Origin of the sequence: Streptomyces lunalinharesii (assembly GCF_039532155.1) — a bacterium.
GTDB lineage: Bacteria > Actinomycetota > Actinomycetes > Streptomycetales > Streptomycetaceae > Streptomyces > Streptomyces lunalinharesii.
The window spans coordinates 53,753-70,712 of record NZ_BAAARK010000012.1 but is presented as its reverse complement, the minus strand read 5'-3'; the positions used below and the strand labels follow the sequence as shown (position 1 = coordinate 70,712).

11 protein-coding genes are annotated in these 16,960 nt (G+C 74.1%); all 11 read right to left on the bottom strand.

Going from position 1 to position 16,960, the window contains the following annotated elements:
- Nucleotides 1-21: 21 nt before the first annotated feature.
- The gene (locus tag ABD385_RS19800; protein ID WP_344577760.1) at nt 22-1,002 is read right to left on the bottom strand and encodes a beta-ketoacyl-[acyl-carrier-protein] synthase family protein; all 981 of its coding nucleotides are present in this window, start codon (nt 1,000-1,002) and stop codon (nt 22-24) included.
- Entirely contained in the window at nt 999-2,363 is a 1,365-nt protein-coding gene (locus ABD385_RS19795; protein ID WP_344577757.1) for a condensation domain-containing protein, read from the bottom strand. Before ABD385_RS19795 ends, ABD385_RS19800 begins: the two co-directional genes overlap by 4 nt.
- Nucleotides 2,360-3,391 (bottom strand): MupA/Atu3671 family FMN-dependent luciferase-like monooxygenase, encoded by a 1,032-nt coding sequence (locus ABD385_RS19790; protein WP_344577755.1) that lies wholly within the window; start codon nt 3,389-3,391, stop codon nt 2,360-2,362. The genes ABD385_RS19795 and ABD385_RS19790 overlap by 4 nt, the downstream gene beginning before the upstream one ends.
- Nucleotides 3,392-3,393: 2 nt before the next feature.
- Nucleotides 3,394-8,157, bottom strand: a complete 4,764-nt coding sequence (locus ABD385_RS19785) for an SDR family oxidoreductase (protein WP_344577746.1) — start codon at nt 8,155-8,157, stop codon at nt 3,394-3,396.
- Nucleotides 8,150-10,126: a non-ribosomal peptide synthetase gene (locus ABD385_RS19780; protein ID WP_344577744.1), complete on the bottom strand. Its 1,977-nt coding sequence runs from the start codon at nt 10,124-10,126 to the stop codon at nt 8,150-8,152. The genes ABD385_RS19785 and ABD385_RS19780 overlap by 8 nt, the downstream gene beginning before the upstream one ends.
- Nucleotides 10,123-11,067 (bottom strand): 3-hydroxyacyl-CoA dehydrogenase NAD-binding domain-containing protein, encoded by a 945-nt coding sequence (locus ABD385_RS19775; RefSeq protein ID WP_344577742.1) that lies wholly within the window; start codon nt 11,065-11,067, stop codon nt 10,123-10,125. Before ABD385_RS19775 ends, ABD385_RS19780 begins: the two co-directional genes overlap by 4 nt.
- Before the next feature lie 164 nt (nt 11,068-11,231).
- Nucleotides 11,232-12,449: a Coenzyme F420 hydrogenase/dehydrogenase, beta subunit C-terminal domain gene (locus ABD385_RS19770; protein WP_344577740.1), complete on the bottom strand. Its 1,218-nt coding sequence runs from the start codon at nt 12,447-12,449 to the stop codon at nt 11,232-11,234.
- The gene (locus ABD385_RS19765; RefSeq protein ID WP_344577738.1) at nt 12,446-13,765 is read right to left on the bottom strand and encodes an aminotransferase class III-fold pyridoxal phosphate-dependent enzyme; all 1,320 of its coding nucleotides are present in this window, start codon (nt 13,763-13,765) and stop codon (nt 12,446-12,448) included. The genes ABD385_RS19770 and ABD385_RS19765 overlap by 4 nt, the downstream gene beginning before the upstream one ends.
- A complete protein-coding gene (locus ABD385_RS19760; RefSeq protein ID WP_344577736.1) occupies nt 13,762-15,228 on the bottom strand; it encodes a 3-phosphoshikimate 1-carboxyvinyltransferase in 1,467 nt (488 codons plus the stop codon). The genes ABD385_RS19765 and ABD385_RS19760 overlap by 4 nt, the downstream gene beginning before the upstream one ends.
- A 604-nt stretch (nt 15,229-15,832) precedes the next feature.
- Nucleotides 15,833-16,186: a hypothetical protein gene (locus ABD385_RS19755; protein ID WP_344577734.1), complete on the bottom strand. Its 354-nt coding sequence runs from the start codon at nt 16,184-16,186 to the stop codon at nt 15,833-15,835.
- 155 nt (nt 16,187-16,341) lie between these two features.
- Nucleotides 16,342-16,734, bottom strand: coding sequence for a GatB/YqeY domain-containing protein (locus ABD385_RS19750; protein ID WP_344578119.1), 393 nt, complete (start codon nt 16,732-16,734; stop codon nt 16,342-16,344).
- Nucleotides 16,735-16,960: the final 226 nt, after the last annotated feature.

Below are 16,960 nucleotides of genomic sequence, written 5' to 3'. Positions count from 1 at the left end.
CGCCGGCCGGGCCGTGGCCGTTCAGAGCGCTCCCTCCGAGGCGGCCGGCAGGGGCCGTGCGCCCAGGAGTACGGCGGCCAGGTGGGAGATTCCCGCGCCGAGCAGCACCAGGTGGCCGTCGTCCGTGCCGTGCGCGGTCTGTGCGCCGGCCGGGTCCGTCCCGGCGAGCCGGTCGGCGAGGTCGATCAGCGGATCGCTGCCCAGGCAGTGCGCGATCCGTCCGACGTTGTCGAGCGCCAGCTTGTCGCCGCCGTGGCCGACGTCGGAGAGGTAGATGTCCAGGACCATGCGGGCGAAGTGGCTGGGCAGTACGGCGTGGACGTCCTCGGGCCGGTGCGGGTGGTGCGCCGCCAGGCGGGCGAACAGCTCCCGGTGGGCGGTGACCTTGGCGGTCAGTTCCTGCCGCGCCCCGCCGCCCGGGCCGATCGCGGGCGACGTGTGATGGGCCATGGCCAGCACCGGCAGGCCGGCGGCGGTGGCCGACACCAGTGCCGAGGCGGCCGCGTCGCTGGCGATGGCCACGCCGCCCGCCACCACCCGGTCGCCGCCGGCGGCGAGGTCGGCGAGGTCTCCGGAGACGACCAGGACGTGCCGTGCGCTGCCGTCCCGGACGAGGGAGGCCGCGGTGCCGAGGGCGGCCATGGCGGTGGCGCAGTCCATCAGGCCGAGGGTGCTCGCCGTGGCCCGGGTCAGTCCGGACTCGGTGAGGAGTTCGGCGACGTCGCGCTGCGCCGCGCGGCCGTGCGGCAGCGAGTCGGTGGCGAGCAGCACCAGGTCGACCTCGTCGCCCGGGACGCCGGCCTCGCCCAGGGTGCGTTGGACGGCGGCGGCCATCAGCTCCACGACGGGCGCGTCCGACCAGCGGTAGGTGTCGAACCCGGCCGCGGGGGCGGTCAGTTCGGCGGCGATCGCGGGATCCGCCTGGAGCTCGGGGAGTTCGGCGACGGGGTCGGCGTACTCGCCCAGCTCGTAGGCCGGGGCGCAGAGGCGTGGGGTGATCATGCGGGTCCCCCCTTGCCGGGTTCGGCCCGGGTCGCTTCCGCGGCGGCCTGCTCGGCGAGCGCGGTGAACCGCTCGACGATCCGCCGCGCGGTGCGCTCCTCGTACAGCTCGGTGTCGTACTCCAGCCAGCCCTGCGCCCCGTCCGGGCCGGGGTAGACGGCGAGCGTCAGGTCGTAGCGCGCGGTGCCCTTGTCCAGGTCGGCGGTGGCCACGCGGGCGCCCTGGATCTCGCGGGTGGCCTCCCCCAGGTTGTCGAAGACGAAGACGGCGTCCAGGAGCGGGTGGGTGCCCGGCACCCGGCGCCGCTCGGTGATCAGCTCGCCCGGGTAGGCGGCGTGGGCCAGCCCGGCCCTGGTGGCCGCGCCGGCGGCCCGGGTGCGCGCGGCGTGCGAGCCGTCCCCGGCGTCGCGCAGTCGCACCGGCAGCACGTTGAGCAGGTAGCCGACGACGTCGGTGCTGCCGGGCCGGTCCCGGCCGGCCGTGAACGTGCCGAGCAGCACGTCGTCGCGGCCGCCGTGTTCGGCGAGCGCGGCCCAGGCGACGGCGAGCCAGCCGGCGTAGGCGGTGGTCGCCGCGCGCTGGGCCGCCGTCAGGATGCCGTCGGCGACCGTGCGGGAGAGCGCGAAGTCCACCCGGGCGCCCGCCCGGCCGGTGCCGGCGGAACGCGGTCGGTCGGCCGGCAGCGGCGGCGGGGCGTCGGCGACCTCGGACGCCCAGTGCGCGGCCGCCGCCCGGCCCACGGCGCTCGCCAGCCAGCCGCGCTGGTCGCAGGCGACGTCGCGGAAGGGCGGGGCCGCCGGTGGGTCGGTGTCCGCGGGCCGGGCCAGCTCGTCCAGCAGCAGTTCGAAGGACCAGGCGTCGAAGACGAGGTTGGGCACCACGACCAGCAGCCACGCCTCGTCGGGCGTCGCCCCTTCGGCGAGGACCACCCGCAGCAGCGGGCCGTTCGCCAGGTCGAACGGTTCGGCGGCCAGTTCGCGGGCGAGCGCGTGCGCGGCGTCGGCCCCCGCACAGCGGGTGCGGACCAGTCGCGGCGGCAGCGCTTCCCGCACGGCCGGGCGGACGCCGGTGCCGTCCTCCGCCGTGCCGTCGAAGGTGGTGCGCAGCGCTTCGTGGGCGGCCGCGAAGCCGCGCACCCGCTCGGCGAGCAGGTCGAGGTCGACGGGCGCGCCGGTGAGGTGGACGGCCTGGCAGACCACGTCCACCGGGCGCTCGGCCACCCACTGCCTGGTCCGCCACAGTCGTAGTTGACCGGGCGTCAACTGCTGTGTGGCGAGGCGGGCTTCGGGCAGTCGGGCGCGGAGCAGGGCCCGTTGTTCGGGGGTGAGGGCGGCGAGGCGGGCCGTGAGGTCGGCGGTCATGCGTAGCGCCTCCGGAGTTCGTTGAGGTGGCTGAGGCTCTCCACCACGAGGGATTCGTCGACGCCGAAGTCGATCAGGCAGGCGATCTCGTCCACGCCCATGCCCTGGAAGCGGTCCACGACCTTCGTGCAGGAGTCCGGCGTGCCGAGCAGCGCGCCCTTCTCGAAGTACTTGTCGAAGGCGAACTTGATCAGTTCGTCCTGGTCGCCGGCCGAGATGTCGCGGACGCCCGCGCCCGGGGCGAGGTTCTTCTTCTGCGAGTCGATGACGGTGAAGAACGACCGCAGGTAGTCGCTGAACGGCGGCCAGACCGTCTCCCGCACCTCCTCCAGGTCGGTGCCGATGAAGGTGTGCAGCATCAGCGTGACCGTGGTGCCCTCGGGGTCGTGTCCGTACTGTTCGAGGGTCGCGTAGTAGAGGGCGAGCTTCTCCTCCAGCTCCTCGTTGGTCATGTCGATGAGCGCGGTCAGCACGTTGCAGCCGAGCCGGCCCGCGGTTTCGAAGGTCTCGGCACTCTTGGTACAGGTGAGCCAGATGGGGAGTTCGGGCTGTACGGGCTGCGGATGCAGCTCCACCTCGACGTGGTTGCCCAGGCCGTCCTGGACGTAGACCGGTGCGCCCTCCCACAGTTCGCGCAGGGTGGTGACCGCGTCGAAGGTGCGCTGCCTGCGGTCCTGCCAACCGTCCGGTTTGATGGCGAAGTCCAGCGGGCTGAAGCCGGTGGCCAGGGCGATGCCGGCGCGGCCGCGGGAGAGGTTGTCGACCACCGACCACTCCTCGGCGACCCGGATCGGACTGTGCAACGGGAGGATGACGCTGCCGGCCCTGATCTGCAACCGCTGGGTGGCCATCGCCAGGCCGGCGCCGAGCACCGAGGGGTTGGGGTAGAGGCCGCCGAAGCGGTGGAAGTGCCGCTCCGGGGTCCAGATCGCGGTGAAGCCGTTCTCGTCCGCGTAGCGGGCCGCGTCGAGCACGAAGCGGTACTTGTTCTTCTCGTCACCGGAGAAGAAGATCAAACTGAAGTCCACGGTCAGCGCTCCTGTTCCTGCTGGGCGGTTGCCTGTTGGGCCTCGGCCAGCAGGCGTTCGGCCTCGTCCGGGTCGAGCGCGGCCAGCTCCGCGACCAACGCCTCGACGTCGTCGTCGGCCGCTGCCGCCCCCTGGGTGCGGGCGTCGATCCGCTCCTGCACGAAGCGGGCCAGCGCCCTGGGCGTGGGCTCGCCGAGCACGTCGGCGAGCGGCACCTCGGCGGAGAACTGGTCCCGGACGTCCGACAGCAACCGCACGATCAGCAGCGAGTCGCCGCCGAACTCGAAGATGTCGCCGTCCAGCGGCATGTCCTCGCGGCCCAGCGCGCCGCGCACCAACCGCGCGACCTGTTCGGTCAGGTCGTCCGCGCCGTCCCCCGATCCGTCGCCGTCCGCGGCCACGGCCGCCGTGCCGGTGGTGGGCAGGGCGATCCGCTCGTCGCGCACCCACTGGTCCAGCCGGTGGGCGACGTCCCACGTCGAGACGGCGACGTGGGAGACGTCGCGCAGCGTCAGCAGCCGGCGCACGGCCTCCAGTCCCTCCTCGGGCTGGATGGCCTTGTCGTCCATGCTGCGGCCGATCGCGGAGATCGCCCGCTTCTCGTCCTGGTGGTGCTGCCAGACGTCCCAGGCGGCGCTGATCCACACCGTGCGGTCCAGACCGCGGTTGGCGCGCTCCGCGGCGGCGTCCATGAAGTGGTTGGCGGCGCCGTAGCCGAGCAGCCGCAGCCCGCCGAGCACGCCGGCCAGCGACGACAGCAACAGGCAGAAGTCCACCGGGTGGTCGGCGAGGACCTTCTCCAGGGCGATCTGGCCGTGTGCCTTGGGGGCGAAGTGCCACTGGCACTGCTCGACGCTGGCCGCGGTGATCGCCCGGTCCCACTGCTCGCTGGGCAGGCCGGCCGCGTGCACCACCCCGTGCAGCGCGCCGAAGTGCTCGGTGACCTGCTCCACGGCGGTGCGCAGCGCGTCCTCGTCGGCGACGTCGGCGTGGACCAGGAACGGTTCCGGGCCGTCGGCGGCCAGCGCCCGCAGCCGGGTCATCCGCAGGGCGGTCGGGTCGTCCGCCTCGTGCTCGGCGAGCCAGGCGTCCCACGTCTCGCGCGGCGGCAGCGGATCGCGGGTGAGCAGCGCGAGGCGGGCGCCGGGGCACTCGCGGCGCAGCCAGCGCGCGAGGGTGGAGCCGATCTCGCCGAGCCCGCCGGTGATCAGGTAGACGCCGCCGTCGCGCAGCCGGGAGGTGGCCTTGGCGGTCCAGTCGGCGCGTACGGGTTCCAGGTCGGCGATCCAGCGGGTGGCGCCGCGCAGGGTGGTGGCGACCTCGGGGCGGCGCCGGCCGGCCAGTTCGACGGCGAGGGTGCGCAGCGACCGGTCGTCGGGGGTGTCGGGGAGGTCGAAGTGGCGGGAGCCGATGTTGCCGTGTTCCTGGCCGATGACCCGGGCGGCGACGGCGAGCGGGGCCAGTTCGGCGGCCGGTTCGGGCTCGGCCGGGCTGATGGCGTAGGCGCCGGCGCTGATCAGGTCGAGCTGTAGGGGGTGCGTGACGCCGTGCGCGCTGGCCGCCTTGACCAGGGCTATCAGGCTGTAGACGCCGTGGCGTTGGGCCTGTTCGAAGCGTTCCTTGCCGCGTTCCGGGGGCAGCGGGGCGGTGGACCAGGCGTGCACGATGCGGTCCGGGAGCCGCTCCTCGGCGAGGAGGTCGCCGACGAGCCGGGCGTGGTCCTCCTCGGAGTCCGGCCGGACGGTCCAGGTGTCGCCGTCGCGGGCGTAGCCGGTGCCGGCGGTGACGGTGAGCACCTCGCCCGCGAAGGCGTGCCGGGCCAGCCGCGCGGCGGTGCCACCGGCGTCGGCGAACAGCAGGACCGGGTCGGCGATCGGTTCGGGGGTCGCGTCGAGGGTGCCGACGGCCTGCCGCCACACGGGCGTGGAGAACCACTCGTCGAGCGGCAGTTTGCGTACCGCCCCAGGAGTGCCGCCGGTGCCGGTGAGCGGGCCGCTGCCGGGCTCGACCCAGTAGCGGGTGCCCTCGAAGGGGTAGGTGGGCAGCGGCACCCTGGCCCGGCCGCGGTCGGCGTAGTAGCCCTGCCAGTCCACGGTGAGGCCGGCGGCCCACAGCCGGCCGAGCGCGGCGGTCGCGGCCGTCAGGTCGGCGCCCGCGTCCCGGCCGCGGGCCGCGGAGGTGAGGACCGGCACGCCGGTCTCGCGGTCCGGGTGCCGGCGGGTGAAGGTGGCCAGCGTCTGGCCGGGCCCGACCTCGACGAAGACGTGCTCGTCGTCGGCGGCCAGGACCGTGGCGAGGCAGTCGGCGAACTGCACGGTCGCGCGCAGGTGTCCGCCCCAGTACTCGGGGTCCTGTGCCTCCTCGTCGCGGATCCAGGTCCCGGTGCGGTTGGAGAGGAACGGGATCTGCGGACGGTGCAGTTCGACGCCGCGCAGCACCTCGGTGAACGGGCCGACCGCGGGGTCCATCATCGCCGAGTGGAAGGCGTGCGAGGTGACGACCTTGCGGTGGGCGACGCCGTCGGCGGTGAGCCGGGTGGTCAGCTCGCGGACGGCGTCCTTGGTGCCGGCGACGGTGCACACGGCCGGTTCGTTGACCGCGGCGAGTGCGACGTCGCCGCCTTCGAGGTACGGGGTCAGTTCCGCGGGCGAGAGCATCACCGCGGCCATCACCCCGCCGGGGAGTTCGTCCATCAGCCGGCCCCGCTCGGCGACGACCCGGAGCGCGTCGGGCAGCCGGAACACCCCGGCGAGGGTGGCGGCCACGTACTCGCCGACGCTGTGCCCGATCAGGGCGGTCGGGCGCACGCCCCACGCCGACCACTGCCGGGCGAGCGCGTACTCGACCGCGAACAGGGCGGGCTGGGTCAGGCGGGTGCGGCCCAGGTCGTGGGGCGCGCCGCGGTAGCCGCGCAGGCGGGGGTAGAGGGCGTCCCGCAGGTCCAGGCCGAGTTGCGGGGCGAGGAGTTCGGCGCAGGCGTCCAACTCGGCGCGGAAGACCGGCAGGTGCGCGTACCAGCCCTCGCCCATGCCGGGGTGCTGGGCGCCCTGGCCCGGGAGGAGCAGGACCACCGGGCGGTCGGCGGGCTGGCCGGAGTCCTGGTGGGTGTGGCGCGGATCGGCGGTGCGCAGGGCGCGTACGGCGGTCGCCCGGTCGGGGGCGGTGACCACGGCGCGGTAGTTGAAGGTGCGGCGGCCGGTGGCGAGGGTGTGCGCGGTGTCGTCGAGCGCGGTGTCGTCCGGCGCGGCGTCGTCGTCCGCGGCCCCGGGCTCCGGGGCCAGTGCTTCCAGGTGGTCCGCCAACGCGTGGCGCGCGGCCTCCAGCGCGGCCGGGGACTTGGCGGAGACCGGCAGCAGCACCACCGGCGGTGCGGGCTCGGCGTCCCGGGCGGCGGGGTCGACCGCGGGGGCCTCTTCCAGGACGACGTGCGCGGTGGTGCCGCCCATGCCGGTGGAGGTGAGTGCGCAGCGCAGCGGTCCGCCGTCCGGGGACCGCCACGGTTCGGTGCGGGTGCCGACCCGGAAGCGGGTGCCGGCCACGGCGCACTGGGGGTTCCACTCGGTGAAGTGCGGGGTGGGGACCAGCGTGCGGTGGTGCAGCATCAGCACGCACTTGATCAGCCCGGTGACGCCGGCGGCGGTGCTGAGGTGGCCGAGGTTGGCCTTGACCGATCCGATGGTCAGCGGTGGCGCGCCGGCCACGTCGTAGGACTGTGCCGCGGCGGCCAGTTCGATGGGGTCGCCCATCGCGGTGCCGGTGCCGTGGGCCTCCAGGTAGCTGACGGTCGCGGGGTCCACGTCGGCCACCGCGAGCGCCTCGGCCAGCACGGCGGCCTGCCCCGCGACGCCCGGTGCGGGGTAGCCGACGCGGTCGGCGCCGTCGTTGCCGACCGCGGAGCCGCGCAGCACCGCCCAGATGGTGTCGCCCTCGGCGAGCGCGTCCTCCAGCCGCTTGAGGACGACGACGCCCAGGCCGTTGCCGAAGAGGGTGCCGTCGGCCGCCGCGTCGAAGGGGCGGACGCTGCCGGTCGCCGAGGTGATCCCGTCGGTCTCGTGGAGGTAGCCGGCGTCCTGCGGGAAGCGCAGCGCCACCCCGCCGGCCAGTGCCGCGTCGCACTCCTGCGCCAGCAGGCTCTGCACGGCCAGGTGGACGGCGACCAGCGAGGTGGAGCAGGCGGTCTGCACCGAGATGCTCGGGCCGGTGAGGTTGAGGTGGTAAGAGGCCCTGGTGGCGAGGTAGTTGGGGTCGTTGCCCATGAGGGTGGCGAGGTCCTCGCGCATCCTCGGCAGCGAGCCGTTGAAGCCGCGCTCGCCGGTCAGCACGTGGTGCAGGAGGTAGGTGCTGCTCAGCGCGCCGGCGAAGACGCCGACGCGGCCGGGGTACTGCTCGGAGTCGTGGCCGCTGTGCTCCAGGGCGGACCAGGCGGACTGGAGGAAGAGCCGCAGCTGCGGGTCCATCCGTTCGGCCTCGCGGGCGCTGAGGTAGAAGAACGAGGCGTCGAAGAGGTCGACGTCGTCCAGGACCGAAGCGCGCGGCACGTAACGGGGGTTGGTGAACGTCTCCGGAGCCACTCCGGAGGCGCGCAGCCGCTCCTCGTCGACGTCGGTGAGGTGTTCGGTGCCCGCCACCAGGTTGCGCCAGAACTCGTCGTGGTTCCGCGCGCCGGGCAGCCGGCAGTCCAGGCCGACGAGGGCGATCCGGCCGTCGGGCGCGGTGTCGGCGGGGGTCGCCGTGGCGGCCGTCGCACCGCGGGGACGGTCAGTCACAAGTGCCTCCTGATTGCCGGTCGTTCGGGGTCGGTGGAGCCGTGCGGGTACGGGCGGCGGCGCGGCGGCCGCCGTGGGCGGTGCGGCGGCGGGCCCCCCGGGCGGCGCCCGCCCGGGAGTCCGACCGTTCGGCACCGCCGAGGAGCGCGACCAGGCTGCGGAGGGTGGGCGCCCGGTAGAGGTCGGTCATCCGCAGGTCGGGCGCGACGGTGCGGGTGAGGCGTTCGTGCACGGTGGCCATCCGCAGCGAGGTGCCGCCCAGGTCGAAGAAGTTGTCGTCCGGGCCGACGGTGCCGACGTCCAGTGCCTCGCACCAGGCCGCGGCCACCGCCCGGGTCAGCGGACCGGCGCTCGCCGGTGCGGGGCCGTCGCCCGGGTCGGCGGGCCGGCCCGGGTCCGCCGCGCGGTGCGGATGCGGCAGCGCGGCGCGGTCGATCTTGTGGTTGGGCGTCAGCGGCAGGGCCGGCAGGAAGACGTAGGCGGTGGGGACGGCGTGGGCGGGCAGCACGTCCCGCAGTGCGGCGCGCAGCGCGGACGGCTGGGGGCGCGTGGCGTCGGCGGTCACCAGGTAGGCGGCGAGCTGCCGTTCCCCCAGCCGGTCGTCGAACGGCATCACGACCGCCTCGCGCACCTGTGGGAGGTCCTTCAGCGCGCTCTCCACCTCCCCGGTCTCCACCCGGATCCCGGAGATCTTCACCTGGAAGTCGCGCCGCCCGATCAGCAGCAGCGTGCCGTCGTCGAGCCGCCGGGCGAGGTCTCCGGTGCGGTAGGTCCGGCCGTCGGCGACGGCGCCCGGTGCGAGGTACCGGCTCGCGACGACGATCTCGCCCTCGCCCGGTCCCGGCACCGTGCGCCCCTCGGCGTCCTCCAGGCGCACCTCCGTCTCCGGCACCGGGTGTCCGAGCGGGAACACCCCGGTGGGCGGGCGGTAGTCCCGGTCGGCGACGCGCAACAGGGCGCAGGAGCATTCGGTGGAGCCGTAGGCCCCGGCGACCCGGCAGTGCGCCCCGAAGGACCGTCGGGCGGCGTCGAGGTCGGCCAGGTGCAGGGTGTCGCCGCCGAGGGCGAGCATCCGCATCGCGGGGAGTTCGGTGGCGCGCGACTCCATGGCCCGCACCAGGGCGCGGAAGACGGGGAGCGTGGAGTGGTAGACGGTGACGCGTTCGGCGGCCAGCCACTCCAGCAGTCCGGTGATGCCGAGGGACTTCAGGTCGACCGGGTACAGGGCGGCCCCGTTGAGCAGTGCGGCGAAGGTGTCCTGGACCGCGGAGTCCCAGCTGTAGGCGGACTGGAGGGTGACCCGGTCCAGCGGGCCGACGCCCAGGCCGTCGGTCCAGACCCGGGTGTGGTGCAGGACGTTGCGGTGGAGCTGCGCGACGGGCTTGGGCCGCCCGGTGGAGCCTGAGGTGTAGAGGACGTACGCCTCGCCGTCCGGCCGTACCGGCACCTCCGCTTCCCCGTGCGCGGGGGCCGCTCCCGCTTCGGACGCCTGCGCCGGTGCGTCCGCGTCCGTCGGGACCAGGTCCTCGTAGGCCAGCACCGGCCGTTGTCCGGCCAGTCGTCCGGCGAGCGGTGCGTTGTCCGCGAGGGCGACCAGCGCCCGCACGCCGGCGTCGTCGGCCATGAAACGGAGCCGGTCCTGCGGGTAGGAGGCGTCCAACGGTACGTAGGACATACCGGCCCGCAGTACGCCGAGCAGCGCCGCGATCATCTCGGCGCCGTGGGAGAAGAGCAGGCCGATCCGGTCACCGGGCCGCAGGCCCGCGGTGGTCAGCGCGGTGGCGACCCGGGCCGCGCGCCAGGCGGTCTCGCGGTAGGTCCACCGCACCTCGGGGGTGACCACGGCCTCGCGCGCCGGGTGCGCCGCGACCTGCTCCAGGAAGCGGTGGACGAGGGTGCCCGCCTGCTCGGCGGCGGGGAACGGCCGGTGTCCGGTGTCCGCTTCGGGCACCGGGGCGGTGGGGGTCACGACGTCGCGCTCCCCTCGTGCGGGCCGTAGTGGAGGAGGACGGCGGGGTGCGCGGGCCGCTCGCGCAGTCCTGCGTACGCCTCGGCCGCGCGCTCCAGCGGCAGTCGCGGCAGGTTCATCGCACGGGGGCGGACGGCTCCGATGTCGATGAGGTCCAGGGCCCGTTGGAGGTTCTCGGTGACCGTGCCCTCACCGGGCGGGGCCGTCACGTCGCGCAGTCCGCGGGCGTACGCGGCGTCCCGGTAGCCGGCGCCGCAGCGGGCCGCGTAGCGGATGTCGAGGTTGCCGAGTTCCACGCTGAAGTCGATGTGGGCGGCGAAGCGGCCCACGCCGACCAGTCGCGGCCGGCCCGGGGCCCGGCCCGCCCAGCGGGCCGCCGCCGCGATCACCTCGCCCGCGTCGCCGGTCCCGCAGAGGAACACGCACCGGCCGCCCGCCGGGGGCGGGGAGGAGGGCTCCGCCGCCAGGAAGCGGCGGTCGGCGGCGCCCAGGCCGAGTGCCGCCGCGCTGCGCAGCCGGTCGGGCCGCAGGTCGATCAGGGTGACCGGTACGCCGCGGGCCGCCGCGGTCTGGGCGACCAGCTGGCCGACCATGCCCGCGCCGACCACGACCACCTCGTCGGCCGGTTCGAGCACCGCCCGGTCCACCGCGTGGACGGCGGTGGCCGCCAGGCCCGCCACGACGGCGTCCGCCAGGTCCAGGTCGTGCGGGACGCGCCGGCACAGCCGGTAGGGGACGGTGACCGCTTCGCTGTGCACGGCCTCGCCCCAGCCCATCGCGATGACCCGGTCCCCGGGTGCGAAGCCGGGTGCCTGTGGGCCGACCGCGTCCACCACGCCGGCCGAGCAGTAGCCGAGCGGGAACCGTTCGCCGGTCCGCGCGCTGCGGTCCAGGTAGTGCAGTTCGGTGCCCGGACTGACCAGGCTCCACTCGGCGCGCACGCGTAGTTCCCCGCGCCCCGGCGGCTCCCGCCGCACCTGCTCCAGGACGGGTTGGGCGGAGCCGTCCGCCACCAACTGCCGGACGGATAACGCACGTTCTCCGGAACGAAGGGCGGCGTGCGGTTCCGCTGCCGGGTTCCCCGCCGGGGTTCCACGCACCGCCGTCACCTGTCCTCCTGCCCTTCCGGAGCCGCGATCCACTTCTCGTCCGGCACGATCTCCAGCTCCTCCTGATACCCGGGTATCGGTCCCAGCGGAACCGGCTTGCCGGACCGTTCGTAGGTCGCCCGCCGGTTGCGCTTGCGTTCCAGGCCGAGGTTGAGCCCGGCCAGGTCCACCGGCGTGTGGCTGAGCAACCCGTGCTCCCGCGCTTCGGTGACCGCTTCGGCGCCGGCCGCCGTGCGGATGAACACCCGCCCGTGCTTGGGTTGTTCGGCGCCGGTCACGCTCGCGGCGAAGATGTTCGGGTCGCCGTCGCTGACGCTGACGTCGGCCAGTCCGGACATCCAGTCGCCGCAGGACAGGCAGCGGTGCGTCTTGTTCCCGGCGAAGTCCCGCACCGCGCGCCAGAACTCCACCCGGTGGTCCGCGCCGTCGTCGGTGCGGATGGCGATGTCGCCGGGGTACGCGCCCTCGCGGTAGCGCAGTCGAACGACGGAGTCCAGCGGGACGCCCGCCCGTTCGCGGATCACGTCGGCGGTGCCCTCCGGGCGGGTGCTGGAGGAACAGGCGGGTTCGACCAGCAGCACCACCCGCGCCCGCGCCCACCGCCCCGCCTCGGTGTCCATCGCCTGGAGCTTGCGCATCGCCTGGATGTGGCAGGCCACCCCGGACATGGCGATCCGGGTCTCGGGCTCCTCCAGCATGAGAGGGCGTAACGCCCCCAAATACGGGGCGAGTTGGTAGGTCGACTGGGCGGTCTCCACCAGCTCGGCCGGATCGCGCACGACGGTCGGTGCGGCCCGCCAGGGTTCCTGTTCGTCCCGCCCCATCGAGAGCACCGCCGAGACGTCCAGCCGGTGCATCGCGGTCTGTAGCAGGGCGGTGAGGCTGCCACCGCTGGCGGACGCCTCGTAGACGTCGGCGTCCACGGCGTGGCCGGCGACCACCTCGGAGAACACGCCGACCCAGCGTTCGCCAGGGGTGCGGGTGCGGCCGAACAGTCGCTGCTCGCTCTCGGGGGTCCCGGGGTCGGCGCCCGGGCAGACGTCCAGGCAGTCGGAGCAGCCCGCACAGTCGGTGGCGGTCCAGGAATCGGCGGTGAGTACGGGGTCCAGCCCGTCGAACCCGATCACCCCGGCGGGGCAGGCGAGTTGGCAGGCACCGCACACGGTGCACAGTCCCGGTTCCAGCACGTCCTTCTCAAGCTGTTGGAACGTCATATTCGGCCGCTCCCGTCGTACCGACCCGCCTGCGCCACCGCCGCACCGATCCGCTCGGTCAGCCAGCGGTATTCCGTCTCGTCCACCAGGGCCGGCGGCACGATCTTGACCGTGGCGCCCTCCGGGCCGCCGCCGAACAGCAGCAGCCGCTCCCGCAGCGCCGCGCCGGTGACGGCCTTGGCCAGCGCGGGGTCGAACCGCCCGTCGCGCACGCAGTCGAAGGCGGCCAGCGCCCCCACGGCCCGGACGGCGCTCATCCACGGATGGTCGGCGGCCAGCGCCGTGAGGTCGCTCCGCAGCCGTTCCCCGAGCGCCCGCGCCCGGCCCGCCACATCCTGGTGCACGACGACGTCCAGCACGGCCGCGGCCGCGGCGCAGGAGAGCGGGTGGCCGGAGAAGGTGGAGGTCTGCACGCTCGGCGGTAGCGCGTCCAGCACCGCCCGCTCCCCCACCACCGCGGCGATCGGGAAGCCGTTGCCGAGGGTCTTGCCGAGCAGCGTCAGGTCCGGGCGCTCGGTCATCAGCTCGGCGCTGAACAGCCGCCCGGCCCGCCCCAGGCCCGTGTAGATCTCGTCCAGCACGAACAGGGCGCCCCGGGCGTGCGTCTGGCGGGCGATCTCGTCGAGGATCTCGGTGGCGACCGGGAGCACGCCCTCGGTCACCTGGACGGGCTCCAGCACCACCGCCGCGGTGCCGCCGTGCGCGTCGGCGGCGTCCAGTGCGGCGGCAAGGTCGGCGGCGAAGCGGGCCGCACCGTCGGCCGGATCGACGGTGCGCGGATCGGGCAGTTCGGCGGTGACGACCTGGTCCGGTTGCGGTGCGCTGTAGGTCTTGAACTCCGGGCGCCAGGTCAGGGCCAGTGCGCCGGCGGTCTTGCCGTGGTAGCCGTGCCGGAACGTCACCACCGCCTGGTGCCCGGTGGCGGCCCGGGCGACCTTCAGCGCGGATTCCACCGCCTCGGCCCCGGTCGCGGTGGGCAGCACCGCCGGTTCCCGGTACGGGGACAGCGCGCCGATCCGCTCGACCAGCCCCGTACGGACGTCGGAGCCGACCTTGCAGCCGGTGTGGGTCAGGCGGTTGAGCTGGGCGATCGCGGCTGCCGTGACGTCCGGGTGCTGGTGGCCGAGGGTCGCCGCGCCGCTGCCGGAGGTGCCGTCGAACCAGGCGGTGCCGTCCTCGGTGTGCAGCCAGGGGCCGCGGCCGGTGGTGAAGTCCGGGCCGAGGGTGCTGCCGGTGGACCGCGCCTCCACGGCGCCGGGGCGGCCGTCCGCCCTCTGGGGTGAGCCGGTCGCCGCGTCGGACGCTAAGTCGGTCATTGCTGGCTGTCCTCCACGATCCGTGCGCCGACGGCCCGTTGCACATCGGCGAAGTCGGGAAATGACGTGTGGTGGCAGGCGCCGCCGTGCACCGTGGTGCGCCCGGGAAGGCTCGTCGCGAGGGTCGCGGCGGCCATGGCGATGCGGTGGTCCTCGAAGCTGGGCACGGTCCCGGCGCGCAGCGGAGCGCCACCGGTCACCGTCAGCCCGTCGGCCGCCACCTCGACCCGGGCCCCGAAGGCGGCGACCATGCGTGCGGTCGTCGTCAGCCGGTCGGTCTCCTTGAAGCGCAGTTCCTCGGCGCATCCGATCCATGACGTGCCGGGCAGGCGGGCGGCGACCGCGGCGAGCAGCGGGACCTCGTCGATCAGCGCGTGCAGCACGGCGGGCTCGTCGACCCGCACCGACTCCAGACCGGCCAGGCCGCCCCTGGCGACCACGGTGCCGGTCGGTTCGCCGCCGCTGGTGCTGCGTTCGTCCTCGTAGGAGATGCCGGCACCGGCCCGCCGCAGCACCTCGAAGAAGCCCAGCCGGGTCGGGTTGAGGCCGACGCCCGGCACCCGCAGCTCGCTGCCGTCGCCCCACAACAGGTGGGCCGCCACGGGGTACGCCGCGAGGGAGGGGTCGGCGGGGACGTCGATGACGGGCGGGACGGTGTACGGTCCGCCGTCCCAGATCAGGGTCAGCCCGTGTTCGCTCAGCCCCCCGCCGAAGGCGGCGAGCATCCGCTCGGTGTGGTCGCGCGAGCGGACGGGATGTCGCACGGTGGCCGCCAGGCCCGCTGCGGCCACCGCGAGCAGCACCGCGGACCGGGCCTGCGCGCTGCCCACGGTCAGCTCGACCGTCCCGGGCCGGCACACCGGTGCGCGCACCACCACGGGTAATCGCCCGTCCTCCCCCAAGTACGCGATGTCCGCGCCGAGTTGACGCAGCGGATCGACGATCCACGCCATGGGCCGGTGGCGCAGCACCTCGTCGCCGTCCACCACCGCCCGGGTGCCCGTCCCGGCCAGGATCCCGATCAGCAGCCGCGCCGCGGCGCTGGATCCGCCGGTCTCCAGATACGGCACGTCCGCGGGCCAGGAGACGCGGTGCGGATGCTCACGCACCTGCTGCGGGACGGGTGCGGCGCCCCGGCGCACGACGAGGGTGCCGCCGTCGTCGTCCACGCGGAGCCCCAGCGCGTGCAGCGCGGGCAGCAGCGCCCGGACGGCGCCGCCCAAGTTGGCGTTGCGGACGGTCAGATGGGCGGGCGCGCCGGGCAACAGGGCGGCCAGGAGCGCCCGGTGGCTCACCGATTTGTCGCCCGGCACCGTGACGACCCGCGGCCCGCGGCTGCCTGCCGCCCGCCCGCCGTCGACCACGAGGTGTGCGGCCTGGGTGGCCGGTCTGTCGAATTCCCCGGCACCGTCGTGCACGGTTTCCCGGGGCGCTTCGCGCACGCCCTTCCCGGCTTCAGGCACACCAAGCTCCCTTTCCTGGGCTCATACGGCTCCGGGCAGTCGACCGCACGGTGCCCCGCGACGATTCACACCTGCGCTCTGCGCACTCAGCACTCCGAAGCGGTCACCGAATGCGGAGAGGAAAACCCCCTTCCGGAAGGGGGCCTGGACGCGCGTGGCCACGGTGGAATCGAATGACCAGACCAGCATCCGCACTGTTCGGCAACCCGGGGTGGGCTCCCCGGCGCATTCGACTCAACCATCCCCGCCGAGCGAATGTCAACGAAAGGTGGATCACTCGCCGCCGACCTGCCAGTCCGTCATAACCATCAAGAAATACGCCACTTCCCCTGGGCTTGATCTCGTAATCACCCAAAATCTCGAAGGATTCCAAGGCGGCCCGAGCGGACACCCCGGCCGCCCGAAACGCGTCGGCGGGTACTCCGCCATCGGGGCCGGACGCGCGCTTCGCCGCGACTCCGCAGCACCGCGTCGGGCGCACGAAAATGCCGCCAGGGCACCGTCCGGGAAGTGGACGGCGCCCTGACGGCCACCGTGAGCGCGCGGTCGCCGAACGGCCGGGGAATTACCCGTGCGCCGCCCGCGCCACCGCAATGACGACCCGTCAGAGACGGATGACGTTGTTGCACCCCACGGTCGAACCGATCCTGTTGACGCGCACGCCCCGCCGGTCCCAACCCCGGTGCTCGTGGCCCCAGTGGTGGAGGAATCCGAACCCGCCGAGGACATCGATGTTGTTCTCGAACGTCCGGCAGCGGGTGCTCTGCCGGATGATGACCTTTCGGCCACCGCGCTTGCCGTGGTGCCGGCCGCTCGACTGCTGCTGGAAGGTGCTCTTCTGGCTCACCTGGGGGCCGCCGTGGTCGGGGCCCGTATTGGCCTGGGCACTACCGGCACCGAGGAGGCTGATGCTGCCGAGAAGGGCCACCACGATGGATGCCTTGCGAAGCTTGCGCATGTCATCTCCGAAATTCGCGCGGATACGATCAGCGATTGATCGACTTCATACGGTGAAGGGAGATTAATGCAAAATACTGCACACTCACCGAATGACGCGCCGCATCCCACGAGGGTCGCGAACTGACATCGCCCGCTTAACGGCTGACCCGAATTTCACATATCCGCCGGGCGCGGCACCCTCCGCACCGCACCCGGCGAGGAATTCCCCGGCGCGGAATGCGGCGCCTGGACGACGTCGGGACCGTCGACCATCCGGAGCAGCACCTCGGCCTCCGCGCGCAGCCGCGCGGCCCGGTCGGCGTGCGCGGAGTCCGTCAACTGCGCGGCCACGTCGAGCCGTTCGTCGATCTCCGCCCGCACGATGGCCAGCACCTCGCGTTCGCCCAGCTCACGCCGCAACGCCTCGGTGGCGCCGGCGCCGACCGGTGCCGCTTCGAGGGCCACGCCGCGCAGCTCGGCCGCTCCCACGGGCACGGCCTCGGCGTTGTCCAGCGCGGAGAGCGTGGCGCGCAGCGCGCTCACCGCGACCTTGTCGCGGGCACGCAGCGCTTCGGGAAGGGCTTGACGCAAACGAAGACGGAGGGACATGCCCGTGACGCTACGGTCGCGCCCCCGAACCCACAACGGAATATTCCCGCGGCACCGCACTCCCCATCTGACGCGGCACCACGGATGCCCGCCCCGGGCGCCCGACAGAATTCCGCGAACCCAACCATCGCAATTCACCTCACATTTGACTTGGCATCAGCTATGGCGTGGCTTTGCACAACGC

Excerpts from the sequence above, each read along its gene's own strand:
- ABD385_RS19800 (WP_344577760.1), bottom strand. The coding sequence starts at position 1,002 with ATGATCACCCCACGCCTCTGCGCCCCGGCCTACGAGCTGGGCGAGTAC.
- ABD385_RS19795 (WP_344577757.1), bottom strand. The coding sequence starts at position 2,363 with ATGACCGCCGACCTCACGGCCCGCCTCGCCGCCCTCACCCCCGAACAA.
- ABD385_RS19755 (WP_344577734.1), bottom strand. The coding sequence starts at position 16,186 with ATGCGCAAGCTTCGCAAGGCATCCATCGTGGTGGCCCTTCTCGGCAGC.
- ABD385_RS19765 (WP_344577738.1), bottom strand. The coding sequence starts at position 13,765 with ATGACCGACTTAGCGTCCGACGCGGCGACCGGCTCACCCCAGAGGGCG.
- ABD385_RS19770 (WP_344577740.1), bottom strand. The coding sequence starts at position 12,449 with ATGACGTTCCAACAGCTTGAGAAGGACGTGCTGGAACCGGGACTGTGC.